Origin of the sequence: Streptomyces sp. NPDC049970, from assembly GCF_040660235.1 — a bacterium.
GTDB lineage: Bacteria > Actinomycetota > Actinomycetes > Streptomycetales > Streptomycetaceae > Streptomyces.
The window spans coordinates 286,299-299,843 of record NZ_JBFALP010000008.1 but is presented as its reverse complement, the minus strand read 5'-3'; the positions used below and the strand labels follow the sequence as shown (position 1 = coordinate 299,843).

At 72.1% G+C, this 13,545-nt stretch carries 9 protein-coding genes and 1 pseudogene; 7 read left to right on the top strand and 3 right to left on the bottom strand.

The window, feature by feature from the left end; all coding sequences use genetic code 11:
• The first annotated feature begins 363 nt into the window (after positions 1–363).
• Both AB0I83_RS17940 and AB0I83_RS17935 read left to right on the top strand, forming a co-directional pair.
• Positions 364–2,190: a SpoIIE family protein phosphatase gene (locus tag AB0I83_RS17940; RefSeq protein ID WP_363305222.1), complete on the top strand. Its 1,827-nt coding sequence runs from the start codon at positions 364–366 to the stop codon at positions 2,188–2,190.
• Between the two features lie 464 nt (positions 2,191–2,654).
• Positions 2,655–2,835: pseudogene (locus AB0I83_RS17935) on the top strand (hypothetical protein); the annotation flags it as partial.
• 123 nt (positions 2,836–2,958) lie between these two features.
• Here AB0I83_RS17935 and AB0I83_RS17930 read toward each other — a convergent pair.
• On the bottom strand, positions 2,959–6,348 hold the full coding sequence (locus AB0I83_RS17930) for a CARDB domain-containing protein (RefSeq protein WP_363305221.1): 3,390 nt from the start codon (positions 6,346–6,348) through the stop codon (positions 2,959–2,961).
• A 554-nt stretch (positions 6,349–6,902) separates the two neighbouring features.
• Between AB0I83_RS17930 and AB0I83_RS17925 the strand changes: the two genes are divergently transcribed.
• The 5 genes from AB0I83_RS17925 to AB0I83_RS17905 all read left to right on the top strand — a co-directional run bounded on the left by AB0I83_RS17925 (position 6,903) and on the right by AB0I83_RS17905 (position 10,883).
• Complete coding sequence (locus AB0I83_RS17925; protein ID WP_363305220.1) at positions 6,903–6,992, top strand: putative leader peptide; 90 nt, start codon at positions 6,903–6,905, stop codon at positions 6,990–6,992.
• A 237-nt stretch (positions 6,993–7,229) separates the two neighbouring features.
• Positions 7,230–8,381 carry an LLM class flavin-dependent oxidoreductase gene (locus tag AB0I83_RS17920; RefSeq protein ID WP_363305219.1) on the top strand — a complete coding sequence of 384 codons (1,152 nt, stop codon included), beginning with the start codon at positions 7,230–7,232 and terminating at the stop codon, positions 8,379–8,381.
• A gap of 83 nt (positions 8,382–8,464) precedes the next feature.
• The gene (locus tag AB0I83_RS17915) at positions 8,465–9,235 is read left to right on the top strand and encodes a hypothetical protein (protein ID WP_363305218.1); all 771 of its coding nucleotides are present in this window, start codon (positions 8,465–8,467) and stop codon (positions 9,233–9,235) included.
• 102 nt (positions 9,236–9,337) lie between these two features.
• A complete protein-coding gene (locus tag AB0I83_RS17910; RefSeq protein ID WP_363305217.1) occupies positions 9,338–9,892 on the top strand; it encodes an FxLYD domain-containing protein in 555 nt (184 codons plus the stop codon).
• 283 nt (positions 9,893–10,175) lie between these two features.
• Positions 10,176–10,883, top strand: a complete 708-nt coding sequence (locus AB0I83_RS17905) for a DUF2470 domain-containing protein (RefSeq protein ID WP_363305216.1) — start codon at positions 10,176–10,178, stop codon at positions 10,881–10,883.
• A gap of 134 nt (positions 10,884–11,017) precedes the next feature.
• On the opposite strand, the gene AB0I83_RS17900 is transcribed toward AB0I83_RS17905, so the two are convergent.
• Together AB0I83_RS17900 and AB0I83_RS17895 are read right to left on the bottom strand one after the other, a co-directional pair.
• Positions 11,018–12,310, bottom strand: a complete 1,293-nt coding sequence (locus tag AB0I83_RS17900) for a YeeE/YedE family protein (RefSeq protein WP_363305215.1) — start codon at positions 12,308–12,310, stop codon at positions 11,018–11,020.
• 308 nt (positions 12,311–12,618) lie between these two features.
• Positions 12,619–13,302, bottom strand: a complete 684-nt coding sequence (locus AB0I83_RS17895) for a transglycosylase SLT domain-containing protein (protein WP_363305234.1) — start codon at positions 13,300–13,302, stop codon at positions 12,619–12,621.
• Positions 13,303–13,545 lie beyond the last annotated feature (243 nt).

The window sequence follows — 13,545 nt, the reverse complement described above, 5'->3', positions numbered from 1 at the left end:
GCCACCGGACGGATCACCTGACAGGTGCCGCGCTCGCCCCTGCCACCCGGTCGCGTACCCCGATGCGGGGCCGCCATCCCGGGTTCCGCCGCTCGGGACGGCCCTCCCGAGCGGCGGAACGGGCGGGGCGGATGAATGATGGGCACACGTCGCGGTGCCACGGGTGCCCGCCGGTCTCCGAGCCGATGGGGCGGCCGGGCCTCGCTCCGGCCGTCGAATCGGAAGGCAGCGCATGACCTCCCAGACCGCTGTCCCGGCGGGGGACCGGGTGCCGCCCCTGCGGTTGCCGCCGGGCGATCCGGACGCGGTGGTGTCCCCGGAACCGGCCGGGTACGGCCGCCACGGGACGGCGGGGTCCGTGCGATGAGGGACGAGGACGGGCCGCTGGAGCTCGGGCTCATGCGCAAGGTGTTCGAAAGCCTGGGCGCGGGTGTGCTGGTCATCGACACCACCGGCCGGCTCACGGCGTCCAATCCCCGGGCGCAGCAGTTGCTCGGCCGTGCGCGGGAGCAGTTCCTCGGTCACGACATGCACGATCTGCTGCACCGCGGGAAGGACGGGAGCACGCTCCCGCGTGACGGGTGCGCCCTGCTCGCGGTCCTGGAGAGCGGCCGGCCGGACGAGGGCGGCGAGGAACTCCTCCTGCGTGGGGACGGCAGCCTACTCCCGGTGATCTGGGCCGCCACCCCGTTGCGGCACGAAGGCGAGCTGAACGGCGTGGTGGTCGTCTTCCACGACTTCAGCCTGCACCGTGACGCCGCCGAGAGGACCGCCGCCCATCTGGCGGCGCTGGAGGAGCTCACCGCCCGGCTGACGATGGTGGCGGAGGTGTCGACGGTCCTCATCTCCACGGCTGACACGCCGCGGATGCTGAACCGGCTGGCCGCGCTGCTGGTGCCGGAGATGGGCGACTGGGTCGCCGTCGACGTGCACACGCACGGCGAGGAGAGCGGGATGCGGCGCGTCGCCGTCCGCAGCAGGGACGACCGCGGTGCCGCCCGGGAGCTGACCGGGCCGCTGCCGCCGCTGGCCGAGTCATCGGGCTCGGCCGTCGCGCAGGCCCTTCGGGGTACCCGTCCGGTCGTGCTGGACGCGTACGCCCTCGCGGAGCCGCCGGACACCCCGCTCGCCGTCGCGCATCGCGAGCTCTTCGACCGGCTGGGCGGAACCTGTGCGGTCGTGGTGCCCCTGCACACCCGGCGGCAGGTCTTCGGCGCGCTGACCGTGGCACGGACCGCCTCGGGTTCCTCCTACACGGGGGCCGAGCTCGCGCTGCTGGCCGACATCGCGCGACGCGCCGGACTCGTGATGGAGGCGGCGGACCTGTTCGAGCAGCAGCGCCATGTCGCGGAGACGATGCAGCGCCAGCTCCTCACCCCGCTGCCCCAGGTCGACCACCTGCGGACGGCGGCCCGCTACCGGCCGGCCCAGAGAGCCGCGCAGATCGGCGGGGACTGGTACGACTCGTTCCTGCTGGGTGACGGCGCCCTGACGATGGTCATCGGGGACGTCGTCGGGCACGATCTCAAGGCCGCCGCCCACATGGCCGAGGTCCGCAACATGCTCCGGGCCCTGGCCTGGGACCGGACGGAACCGCCCAGCCTGATCATGCGCCGCCTGGACGAGGCGATGACGCACACCAGCGACGCCCCCATGGCGACGTGTGTCTTCGCCCGCGTCGAGGGGCCGTCGGGCGGCCCCTGGCAACTGAACTGGGTCAACGCCGGACACCCCCCGCCCCTGCTGGTCACGGCCGAGGGGCGCACGCGCTTCCTGGAGGAGGGGCACGGACCGCTCCTGGGGCTCAGCTCCGCCCTGCACATGGGGCTGGGGTGGCCGGACGCGCGGACGGACCTGCCGCCGCGTTCCACCCTGCTGTTCTACACCGACGGTCTCGTCGAGAGCCGCACCCGCGACATCGAGGCCGGGCTCGCGACACTGCGCCGGCACGCCTCGGCCCTGGCCGGTCTCGACATCGAGGACTTCCTGGACGCACTGCTCGAACGCATCGACCCCAGTGGTGACGACGTCGCGCTGCTGGCCCTGCGCGTCCCGTCGGCAGGGGCCGGGGCAGGAGGCTCCGAGGAGGCACCACCGCTTCACACGCACAGCCCCGCCGCCGCCGACCGCGGCGCCCCGGGGGCGAGTGTCGAGGGCTCCCCCGTCCAGGACACCTCCGATCCGGCCTGACACACACCCCCGTCGCCCCTTGCCCTTGCCCCCTTGCTGACGACTTCGCGCCTCAGGGAGGCCGTGTACGTACGCCCCCGGTTGCGCGGCGGGCTCGTCACCGCGGTAACGGTCACGGCAGGCGGGCACGGCCCCCTTCCGCGGCGGCGGCGCCGAGAGGCGGAGAAGTATCCGGAGCGGCGCCCCGATGCGCCCCGCGAAGGCGCGCACCGCGCGGAAGACGGCCCGCTCCCCGTGGGCGAGCCACAGACCGCACAGGACTGCTGCCAGCAGGTGCGCCACGAGCATGCCGGTGGACGACGGCATACCGCTCATGGTCTGGCCACCGTGGACGGCGGAGCCGAGTCCGGCCGACGCGTCCGTGGCCATGTGGTGTGCCGCGTGCGGACCTTGACCGGGAGGGGGCTGGGAGATCAGGTTGCCCAGGCCGGCGTTCCGCACGACCTGCACCGCCTCCCGCTCCGAGAGACGGCGGCCGGCGGTTCCTGAACGGCTACCTCGACATCCCCTACGACATCCCACGCGGCTGCGCGGCGGGCTACATGCCCGAGATGAACGTCCTTGTGCGCGCTCGTCGACCACAGCGCGCAGAGCGATCAGCCGGTCATGAAACACGCCGAGGTGACGATCGTCCCCGCCGGCTGAGTGCCTACGCGTGTCCGGTCCGACTCCCCTCCCCCTTCCCCCTCCCCGAACACGGCTGCCCCGGCCGGCACGCTCGACGGCGTGTCGGCCGGGGCCGGTTCGTGCCCGGTCCGGGTACCTGGTCTACCTCCGGGCGGCCGCCTTCCCGGCGCTGCCGTTGATGACGAACTGCGACCCGGGTTCGACCACGACGTCGCCGTCGGCGGAGCCGGTGACGGTCACGTCGGTCAGGGTCGCGCTGCCCCGTGCGCCTCCGTGGGCCAGGATTCCGGACCCGTTCACGGAGTTCTCGATGCGGACCCGCGAGATCTGCGCTCCGGGCACGGATCCGCCGCCCGACTTGAACTGGATCCCGTCGTAGGTCGAGTCGTGGATGTCGGTGTCCCGGATCGTGACGCCGGGGATGTCCTGGCCGGCGGCGAACAGCGTGATGGCGCCGAATTCCTGGGCCTCGCCCCAGAAGGCCCCGCCCGTTCGGTGGAGGGCGTTGTTGGCGATCAGTGTCTGCCCGGAGAAGGGCAGCGGGTCGTGGTCGGTCGCCAGCATGATTCCGGGGTAGTTCATCGTGTCCGAGATGATGTTGTTCTCGATCGTGTTTCCGTAACCCCCGTAGATCGCGATGCCGTTGGCGCGCCAGGGCAGCTGGATCGTGTTGTTGCGGAAGTGGTTGTCGTGGCCGATGTCCACCGACGGGTTCTTCACGTACTTGCTCGACCACACGGCCAGCGAGTCGTCACCGGTGTTCCGGAAGGAGGAGTTGAACACCGTCGAGTTCCTGGTGCCGTTGGCGAAGTTGATGCCGTCCGCGTAGGTGTTGCGGATACGCATGCCGGTGAACTCGACGCCGTCGCCGGGTCCCCACAGCTCCGGGATGTTGTCGTAGTCGCGGCCGACCCACACCCCGACGTTCGCGTGCTCCAGCCACACGTTGGTGATCTTGGTGTCCTCACCGAACCGGCCGTTCAGGCCCACTCCGCCCTCGGCGTTGCCGTCCCCGCCCCGGATGGTGCCGGAGCCGAAGATCGCCAGGTCCGAGATCTTCGTGTTGTCGTCGATGTCGAAGCCGAAGTTGCCCTCGTGCGGGTGGTTGATGCCGCCCGCGTTCTGGGGCTGGGTGAGCGTGTACAGCTGTGAGTGCCACATGCCCGCGCCTCGGATGGTGACGTCCCTGATCCCGACCTGGTTGAACTGCCCCCGGTTCAGCGGGTCGTCGGTCAGGATCTTCTGCTCCTGCCGCCACTGCCCCGGCGGGACCCACACGCAGCCGATGTCACCGTTCTGGTCGGCCGTCACGGCCCGCTGGATGGCGTCGGTGTCGTCGATCCCGTCGTTCGGGACGGCGCCGTAGGCGGTGATGGAGGTGCATCCGGCCGGCTGGGCCGCCGCCGGCGCCACCTGCTCCAGATCGACGAGGTCGATCACGTAGAAGGACGCCGTGTCACCGGCGTCGCGCTGGAGGCGGAACTTCGTCCCGGCGGGATACGTCCGGCCGAGCAGGGCGTTGGACTCGTCGAAGAGCCTCCGGGCGTCCGTCTGCGGCTGGTTGGTGAGGCCCTCCGGGCTGTCCGTGTCGCCGTAGAGCCAGCTGTGCTTGGAGGAGAGGGTCAGTTTCCGGGCGAAGGTGTTGTCGACGTACAGGCTGATCGTGGCCTCGGCTCCGCCGCCGCCGGGGGCGTCGGGGATCGAGTTGCGGACCACGATCGAGTTCGACGGCACGGTGGAGGTGACCTCGACGTACTGTCCGGTGGAGTTCAGCCGCACGGAACGGCGGCCCGAGGACTCGGTGGCGAAGTTGGTGTGCCCGAAAGTCCGCTTCCGGTCGGACTCGAGCAACGTGCCCTGGTAGGTGCCCTGTTCGGCCTCGTACTCGGTATAGGGCACCGCCGCCCCGCGCCCGACCACGATGGCGCGCGAGAAGACGTTGTTGTTCTCGTCGGTCTCGGCGACGACACCGGTCGCGTCCGCGGTGGCGGTGAGGTTGGCCCCACCGCTCTTCGCGGTCCAGCTGCCGCTGACGGGCACGTCGACCGTGCCTCCGGCGGGGACGGCCCCGGTCGGGCCGTTCAGCGTCGTGCCCTCCACGAGGAGGCGGGTGACCGTCGAGGTGCTCACGGCGGCGGTGCCTCGGTTGTGCACGGAGACGGTGAAGGTGACTGCGGCGCCCACGGCCGGGTTGGACGGAGTCGACGTGATGCCCAGGACCTCGAGGTCGGGTCCGGGGCTCCGGCCGATGACGAGCTCGGACGAAGCGGTGCGGCTGTTGTTGCTGTTGTCCTGCTCGGCGATCGTGTCGCTCGGGTCGACCACCGCCGAGACGCTGTACGAGCCCGCCGGCCGCTTGCCGACCGCGACCGGCACGGTGACCGACGCTCCGGCGGCGAGGGCCCCCACGGGCGCGCTTCCGGCGGCCACGCCCGCCAGGCTGACGTCGACGGCGGTCGCGGCGGCGGCCGCCGTGCCCGTGTTGCGTACGGTCGCGTTCACTGTGACGTCGTCCTTCTCGGACGGCGCCGTGGGCGACCACGTCAGGCCGGAGACGGTCAGGTCGGGGTTGGGCGCCGCGGTTCCGACGACCTGGACCTCGGCGACCTGCGCACCCGCCGCACCCGTGTTGGCGAAGAACTTCAGCTGTACGTCGGCGTACCGCCCGCTGACCGGGATCGTCACCGTGTTCTGGTTTCCGGAGGGGTCGAAGGCGTGGTCGGCGCGGTCCTTCAGCGAGGTGAAGCCGGTGGCCGACCCGGCACGGCCGAGCACTTGGAGACTCTGCGTGCGGGCAGCCCAGGCCTGTTCGGGGGAGAGCTTGACGACGACCGCCTCGACGTCGGCGTCGGCGCCGAGCCGGACCGTCAGCGTCGCGGGCTGACCGTTCGACTCCCAGTAGGTGCCGACCTTGTCGTCGTTGGCGTTGGCGGCCGCATAGGTCTGTGTGTACGACGAGGCTTCGATCGGCTTGCCGAGCGCCAGGTTGGAGCCGTTCGCGGGCGGCGGGCCGGAGCCCTCGTCGCCGTAGACCTCCACCTGGGAGAGCTGGGCGGCGTTCCAGCCGGTGTTGGCGGTGACCTGCACCCGGATGTAGCGCACCTGCTTCGCGGTGAGGCCGACGGTGACGGTGTTGGCCGTCGAAGGGCTGAACGCCCGGGCCGCCGAGGCGGAGAGTGCGCTGAAGCTGCTCCCGTCCGCGCTCCCCTGGATGCTCAGTGTCTGGGTCCTCGCCTCCCAGGTGTTCGGCAGCCTCAGCACCACCTGGTCGACGTCGAACCGGTTGCCGAGGTCGATCCGCACCCATTGCGGGAGGGCGCCGGAACTCTCCCAGTACGTCTGCTGGCTGCCGTCGGTGACGTTCGACGCCGGGTAGGCACCGTGCGACCCGCTGGTCGTCGCCTGCTTACCGAGCGCCAGGTCGGTCCGCTGGACGGCCGCCGAGGCGGCCGTCGGCAGAAGTCCGACGGTCATCAGCGCGGCTGCCACCGCACCGACGACGAGGCGCCGTCGGAGTTGCTTCCATCTCATGCTGTCCTCTGTTCCGGGGGTGCCGAGGGACCGGGAGGGCACCACGGCGCGGTGCCGGACGCACGGCGTGTCCTGCGGCGCCGGACGTTCGGCGACGGCCGGGTACGGGCTGCCGGTACACCGAAGGGGACGATCGGGGACGCCGACAGGAGGGAGAGCAGGCCATCTGCCGGAAAACTCGCGCTAATCGCCTAGATTTTTGAGTGATCTGGTCGATATTTTGCGGTGCTGAGGTGACAGGTTTCTAGCAGGTGACAGTTTTGTCAACGGTCCTCACACCCGCACGACGCCCGCCGCAGCTCAACGCCGCCGCGCGGACGGGGGGAGCGTGGCAACGCCGTACGAAGCGGCGGACGGCGGGGCCGCACTCGCGGCGGGGCGGTAGCGGCCCGCACACGTCACGGCGCCCGCCGGCCGGCTCGGGGCAGGCCGGCCGGGGCACGCTCGGGCGGACGCGACGGCCTCGACCGCCGTCACGGCATCGCGGACGGCCGTCTCACCTGCTGACATTCCTGTCCGGACGAACTTGAGCCGGGCGGGCCGGGTCCCCCACAATGCCTGGCATGACCGATGCCGCCGACTTCCTCGTCGGACGCCTGCACGTCGACCTGTGCCGCCAGTCCAGCGCGACCTGTCGCCGCTGACGCCTGCCGGACCTCCGGAGTCGTAGGGCTGAGAGCCCGGGCGCCCGCACCCCGGCTTCCCGCACGTCCGCAGTGCCCCACGACGCGACGCACCGCGCCGCCGTCGTCCCTCCCCCGCACCTCCCGCCGTTCCGTGTGCCCCGACGCGTATCCGAACGTACGCGGCCGGGCCGCCGCCGCACGCCCGGCCGCGGTCCGCCCGGCACGCGGCCCCTCCGCATCCCCTCGGGAGCCCTCATGTCTGCCCTCACCTTCCACTGGTTCCTGCCGACGACCGGTGACAGCCGGCACGTCGTCGGCGGCGGCCACGGATCCACGCCCGGCTCGGCCGGCGGGGACCGGCCCGCCTCCGTCGAGTACCTCGGCCAGATAGCCCGCACCGCCGAGCAGCTCGGCTTCGTCGGGGCTCTCACCCCCACGGGCGCGTGGTGCGAGGACGCCTGGCTGACCACGGCCATGCTCACCCAGGTCACCGAACGGCTGAAGTTCCTGGTGGCCTTCCGCCCCGGCCAGATCAGCCCGACGCTCTCGGCGCAGATGGCCGCGACCTACCAACGACAGTCGCACGGGCGGCTGCTGCTCAACGTGGTGACGGGCGGCGAGTCCGCCGAGCAGCGCGCGTACGGCGACTTCCTCGACAAGGACCAGCGCTACGCCCGCACCGGGGAGTTCCTGGACATCGTGGGGCGCCTCTGGGCGGGCGAGACGGTCGACCACCACGGCGAGCATCTGCGGGTCGAGGGGGCGAAGTTGAGCAGGCTGCCGGAGCCCGTGCCGGAGATCTACTTCGGCGGGTCGTCGCCCGCCGCCATCGATGTGGCGGCACGCCACACGGACGTGTACCTGACCTGGGGCGAGCCGCCGGCCCAGGTGAAGGAGAAGACCGACCGGGTGCGTTCGCGGGCCGCTGCCCAAGGCCGGGACGTGCGGTTCGGGATCCGGCTGCACACCATCACCCGGGACACCTCCGCGCAGGCGTGGGCCGAGGCGGAGAGGCTGCTGGAAGCCATGGACCCGGAGCGGATCAAGGCGGTGCAGCAGGGGCTGGCGACCAGCGAGTCCGAGGGGCAGCTGCGGATGCGCCTGCTGCACAACAGCGGGGAGACCGGCAGCCTGGAGATCTACCCCAACCTGTGGGCCGGTGTGGGCCTGGTGCGCGGAGGTGCCGGCACGGCGCTCGTCGGCAGCCACACAGAGGTCGCGAACCTGATCGAGGAGTACCACCGGCTCGGCATCGACGAGTTCGTCCTCTCCGGGGTTCCCCACCTGGAGGAGGCGTACCGGTTCGGGGAGGGCGTCCTGCCACTGCTCGAGAAGCGCGGTCTGTGGCGGCACCCGGCAGGTCCGCACGCGGCGGAGGCGGGCATCGTCCCGTTCGCCGGCCGATGAGTGCGGCGCCCCGGCCCACGCGGGCACCGCACGCCGGGCCGGAGCCCGAGCAGCCTCCGACGCCCCGCCGACTGAGGACCGCGGTGCCGGCCAGCCTGCTCGGCACCACCGTGGAGTGGTACGACTTCTTCCTCTGGAGTACGGCCGCCGGGCTGGTGTTCGGCAAGCTGTTCTTCCCCGCGGTCGACGGCACGGTCGGGACGATGCCGGCGTTCGCCACGTTCGCCGTGGGCTTCGTCGCCCGCCCGGTGGGCGGCCTGGGGGCGCGCAGGGTCTACCTCGTGGGCATGAGCGCCTTCACCGTCTCCGTCCTCCCGGCGTTCTGGCTCTTCGGCACCGGCGGCACGTGGGCCTTCGCGGCGGCGCTCGTCGTGACCCTGGGGGTGGTGCACGCCTCGTTCTACGGAGCCCAGGGGACCCTCTTCGCCACTCCGGTCCGGTACACGGGCACGTCGTTCGTCTACCAGGTGTCAGGAGTCTTCGCGTCGGGGATCACTCCCCTGATCATGACCGCGCTCCTGGCTCTCGGCTCGGGCGACCCGTGGTGGGCCTGCGGCTACCTGGTGCTGACCGGTCTGGTCAGCGTGTGGGCGACCAGCCGGCTACGGGAGGAGGACCAGGCACCTGCCGACCGGACGCGGATCCTTCGCCCAGCTCCCGCCGCTCAGCGGATCCGGCCTTCCCGGGGGCGGCAGCGACAGCCCGCAGCGGCCGGATCACCTCGTCCGAACGCCGGTTCGTGGCGGTGGGACCAGGGTGAACCCATGACTGGCGCACGATCACGTCCCGTTCCCGGGCCGTGCGGGACCGGCGCTCCAGGTTTGTGCGGACCGGCGGTCCTGGTCAGGCCATAGGCTGACCCTTCGTGCCCGAATGTCCCATGGGGGGATCACATGTCATTTCCACCGCCGCCGGAGCAGGGGCCCGGACAGCCTCCGCAGTGGAACCCTCCGCCGGTGCAGCAGCCGTACGGACCACGACCCGACCCGGTGTGGGGCGCGCCGCCGCGCCGCAAGTCCGGCACCGGACTGATCGTCACACTGTCCGTCGTGGGCGGACTGGCCGGGCTCCTGGCGATCGCGGGCGTGCTGACCGTGGCCCTGGGGGGCGGTTCCGACTCGTCGGCCCGGGAGAGGGGACCAGCGGCGACGGCATCGGCGAGCAGTGATCCGACCGATCCGGCACCCGCCGTGGAACCCACCGACGACCCCGCGGCGGAGGCGAGGAGCGCCGAGGCGGACGTGACCTTGTCCCGGTGCACGATCGACTCCCTCACGGAGTGGCCGTCCGTCGACGTGAAGATCACGAACGGGACCGCCGCAGCGGCCACCTACATCATCTCGGTCGAGTTCGTGGACGACTCCGGCACCCGGGTCGCCGAGGGAATCGCGTCGGCGAGCGCGCTCGCGCCGGGACAGACGTCGAAGCAGAAGGCGCAGGGCCTGGGCAAGGCGCCCGCCGACACGAAGTGCAAGGTGTCGCACGTGTCGAGGTTCCCGGCGGACGAGTGACGCCCGCATGCCCGAGGGCGGCGGGTCGGCGGTGCCCGTGCGGGCGCCGCCGACCCGCCGCCCTCGCAGTACAGCTGACGCCCCGCCATCCCTTCGGATGGCGGGGCGTCGGCCGTGACCACCCGGGAGCCCGGACCGGAACAGCCGGAGCAGGCGGCGCGCGGGGCGGGCCACGGCCGGGAGCTTCGGTTGCGCACGACACGGCACTCGACTCGTGATTTAGGTTAGGCTTACCTAAGTCAACATCACGGAGTCTTCCCGCTCGCTCCTCTGGAGAACTTGGATGCGTCCTTTCAACTCCCGCGCCACGCAGCCGACCCCCGCCGAACGCGTACTGGCGATCCTGACCGCGGCCCACTCGATGACGGTGGTGAGCGACGGGCTCGACCCCGTCGAGGTGCACCGCCTCGACGGCACCGGCGCGATGGGCCACGTCCACCTGCACGAGCCGTCCGAGGCCGACCACGCAGGCCCCGGTGAGCGGATCCCCGTCCGGCTGGAGTTCACCGACATCGCGCCCGCATCCGTACGGGACCGCATGCGCGCCCGCGTCACCGTGACCGGCCTGCTGTCGGCTCCGTACAGCACGAAGAACGCGGACAGCACCTGCGTGGAGTTCGGCCAGGCGGTCCTGGAGGACCACGGCGGCCGGTCCTTCGTCACCCTGGACGCGCTGCAGGAGGCGGAACCGGATCCGATCGCCGGCAGCGAGGCCGCGATGCTGACCCATCTCGTGGACGAGCACGGCGAACTCGTTCCCCTGCTGCTGCGTCTCGTCCAGCCCCGGCCCGTCAAGGGCGCGGTGCGCGTACTCCCCCTGGCGATGGACCGGTACGGGGTGACACTGCGTCTGGAGTACCCGGAGACCCATCGCGATGTGCGTCTGCCGTTCGCGAGGCCCGTGACCCGGATCGACCAGGCGGGCCCGCAGATCCACGCACTGCTGGCGGCCGCGCGCCGCGCGCCGCACCGAGGGCGGCTGGTCGCCTGACCCCGGGGCCCGGCGCTCGCGCTGCCGTGCGAGCGCTTCGGGCCGAGGGTGCGGCCGTACGCCGATGCCAACGGCCGCCCCCGCGGTGCCCCGTCCGGCGGGGACACAGCGTCGGCGTACGGTGACCGGCGTGTTCAGCAGACGCCGTCCCCCGGCTTGGGGTTGCCCAGACCGAAGAGCGGACGCAGCCTGAGTCCGAGCCAGGTCCCTGCCAGCGCGAACGCCCCCCACATCCAGCCGCTCAGGCTGCCCGAGGCGATACCGGCCAGATAGGCGCCGATGTTGCAGCCTCCGGCGAGCCGCGCACCGATGCCCATCAGCACGCCGCCGAGCACCGAGGCGACGGCCGTGCGCCAGGGTATGCCGCGGTGCAGGGCCCAGGTCCCGCCGAGCGCCGCGGCCACCGCCGCACCGATCATGATGCCGATGTCGGTGAGGCTGTTCTTGTCGGCCAGCACCGGGCCCGCCAGCGACTCCGCGTTGCCGGGCTGCTTCCACCACGTCCAGTTCTCCGGGTGACCGCCGAGGGCGCCTACGAGCTCTGAGCCCCACAGGCTGAAGGCGCTCGTGATGCCCCAGGCCCCACCGGACACCAGCAGCACGCCCGCACCGAGCACGGCCAGCAGCAGAGCGCCGACGGCCGCCGGCCAGGAGCCCCGGAGCGCCCGGACGGCGGGGGTGTGCGCCGAGGGAACCGCGGCCACGGGAGGGGGGTTGCGCCGGGCCTGTACGAGGCGTGTGACCAGGACGACCAGCAGCAGCACGGCGATCGTCACGGCCCAGGAACCGAACCAGCCGATGTGCTCGGAGAGGACCACCGGTTCCCAGGCCGGCAGGTCCTTCCACAGGTCGAACTGCCAGGCTGCCAGGGTGGCGCCGCCGATGAACCCGCCGAGCGTCAGCAGTACCGAGGACTGCCCGGAGCCGACGGCGAACAGCGTGCCCGAGGCGCAGGCACCGCCGAGTTGCATCCCTACGGCGAACAGGAGAGAGCCGACGGCCAGACCGGTCCCGATGGATCCGGCGGAAGGTGCCGGCTGCGATCCGAACAGTCCGGTGCTCGTTCCGATGATCAGGGCGAACAGGGTGGCCGTGGTGCCGAGCAGCAGCGCGTGCGCCCGCAGCCCCGCGCCGTTGCCCACCGCGATGAGCTGCCGCCACGCGGAGGTGAACCCGAACCTGGAGTGGAACAGGGTGACGCCGAGACCGAGCCCCAGCAGCAGCAGTACGCCCGGCTCGGCACCGTGCGCGGACCATACGTACGCGGTGAGGGCAGCGGCGAGCAGCCCCGACACGACGAGCGGCACCCGGCGCACAGGCGGCAGGGGCGGCGCCTGCGGCCGCGGCGAGGAGGTGGCGGCGGGAGCGAGGAGGGCGGGCAGCGCGCGTGGCGGCGCGGCCGGCCCGGCTGGTGGCGCGGTGGTCACGGGAGGTCTCCGGGGGTGCACGACGGGCGGTGGCGGCGAGGTCCGGCCGCGCGCTGAAGGCGGTGCCGGCACGGCTGGGCCGCGTCAGAGTCCGTCGTCGACGCACCACGCCGAATGCGCGAAGAGCGCGAGGCACAGTGACGGGACCGGTACGGACATGCGTACGAATATACGGACGGGATCGCTCCGGATGCCGTGCCGTCTCGCCATGCGGAAAGCGCCGCCCGGAGGCCCGTCGGCACGCACATCACTCACATCACGCACGACCACGCCCGTTCCCGGTGCGTGGCCGTGCGTGCCGACGACGCTCAGTAGGCGGAGTCGACGTTGTCGATGGAGCCGTACTTGTCGGCGGCGTAGTTGGCCGCTGCGGTGATGTTCGCGACCGGGTCGGTCAGGTCCCGCCGGGTGCCGTCGACGTGGTAGGCGTCGAACGTCGGCTGGATGACCTGCAGCAGCCCCTTGGAGGGCGTGCCGTTCTGCGCGTTGACGTCCCAGCCGTTGGACGCGTCGGGATCGCCGCCGGACTCGCGCATGATGTTGCGGTGCAGACCCTCGTAACTGCCCGGGATCCCCTCGGCCTTCATGATCTTGAGGGACTTGCGGATCCAGTGGTCCAGCTCGGCCGGCTTGGTGGACGCCTTGTCCGTCTTCTCGGCGACGGCGTGGGCCTGCGCGGCGACTCCTGCGGCCGGGGCTCCCACGGACGCGGTCACGGCGTGCGAGGCCGGCTCCGAGGCGTGCGCCGGGGACGGGACGAGGGTCAGAGCCGCTCCCGCGGCTCCGGCGGCGCACAATCCGGCAACCGAGAACCTGCGGAGACGGACGGTGGGGGCCGGGGACTGAGCGGACGTACGGATAGAACACTCTCCTTGCGGTGACGTCAGGGAAGCCGCGGGACCTGCGGAGCGGCGGTGCGCGGCGCGGCCCCTGACCACGGGGCCTGCGGCGCTCGACCGGTCCGGAGCATCGGCGCCCGGGACTCGATCCATGGTCGACGGCACGCCGGGACGACCGCAACGGGCGGTGTTACTACTCGCCTACGTACTGCGGGGTGAGACTGCCCGCCCATGGGCTCAGGCAAGGCGGGGCCGGTCGACAGGCCCTACTACCGCGGCTCGTATGTGATCCGGGACCTATGGGCAGGCTCACAGCCGAGGCCGGTGCGGAGCGTCAGGACGACGGCAGGAACAGCTCCGCGTAGTGGCCGGTGCGCGGGTTCCCGGCGGCACAGC

Coding starts and splice junctions, on each gene's coding strand:
- AB0I83_RS17925 (WP_363305220.1), top strand. CDS start 6,903: ATGCCTGGCATGACCGATGCCGCCGACTTCCTCGTCGGACGCCTGCAC.
- AB0I83_RS17895 (WP_363305234.1), bottom strand. CDS start 13,302: ATGGATCGAGTCCCGGGCGCCGATGCTCCGGACCGGTCGAGCGCCGCA.
- AB0I83_RS17940 (WP_363305222.1), top strand. CDS start 364: ATGAGGGACGAGGACGGGCCGCTGGAGCTCGGGCTCATGCGCAAGGTG.
- AB0I83_RS17905 (WP_363305216.1), top strand. CDS start 10,176: ATGCGTCCTTTCAACTCCCGCGCCACGCAGCCGACCCCCGCCGAACGC.
- AB0I83_RS17920 (WP_363305219.1), top strand. CDS start 7,230: ATGTCTGCCCTCACCTTCCACTGGTTCCTGCCGACGACCGGTGACAGC.
- AB0I83_RS17930 (WP_363305221.1), bottom strand. CDS start 6,348: ATGAGATGGAAGCAACTCCGACGGCGCCTCGTCGTCGGTGCGGTGGCA.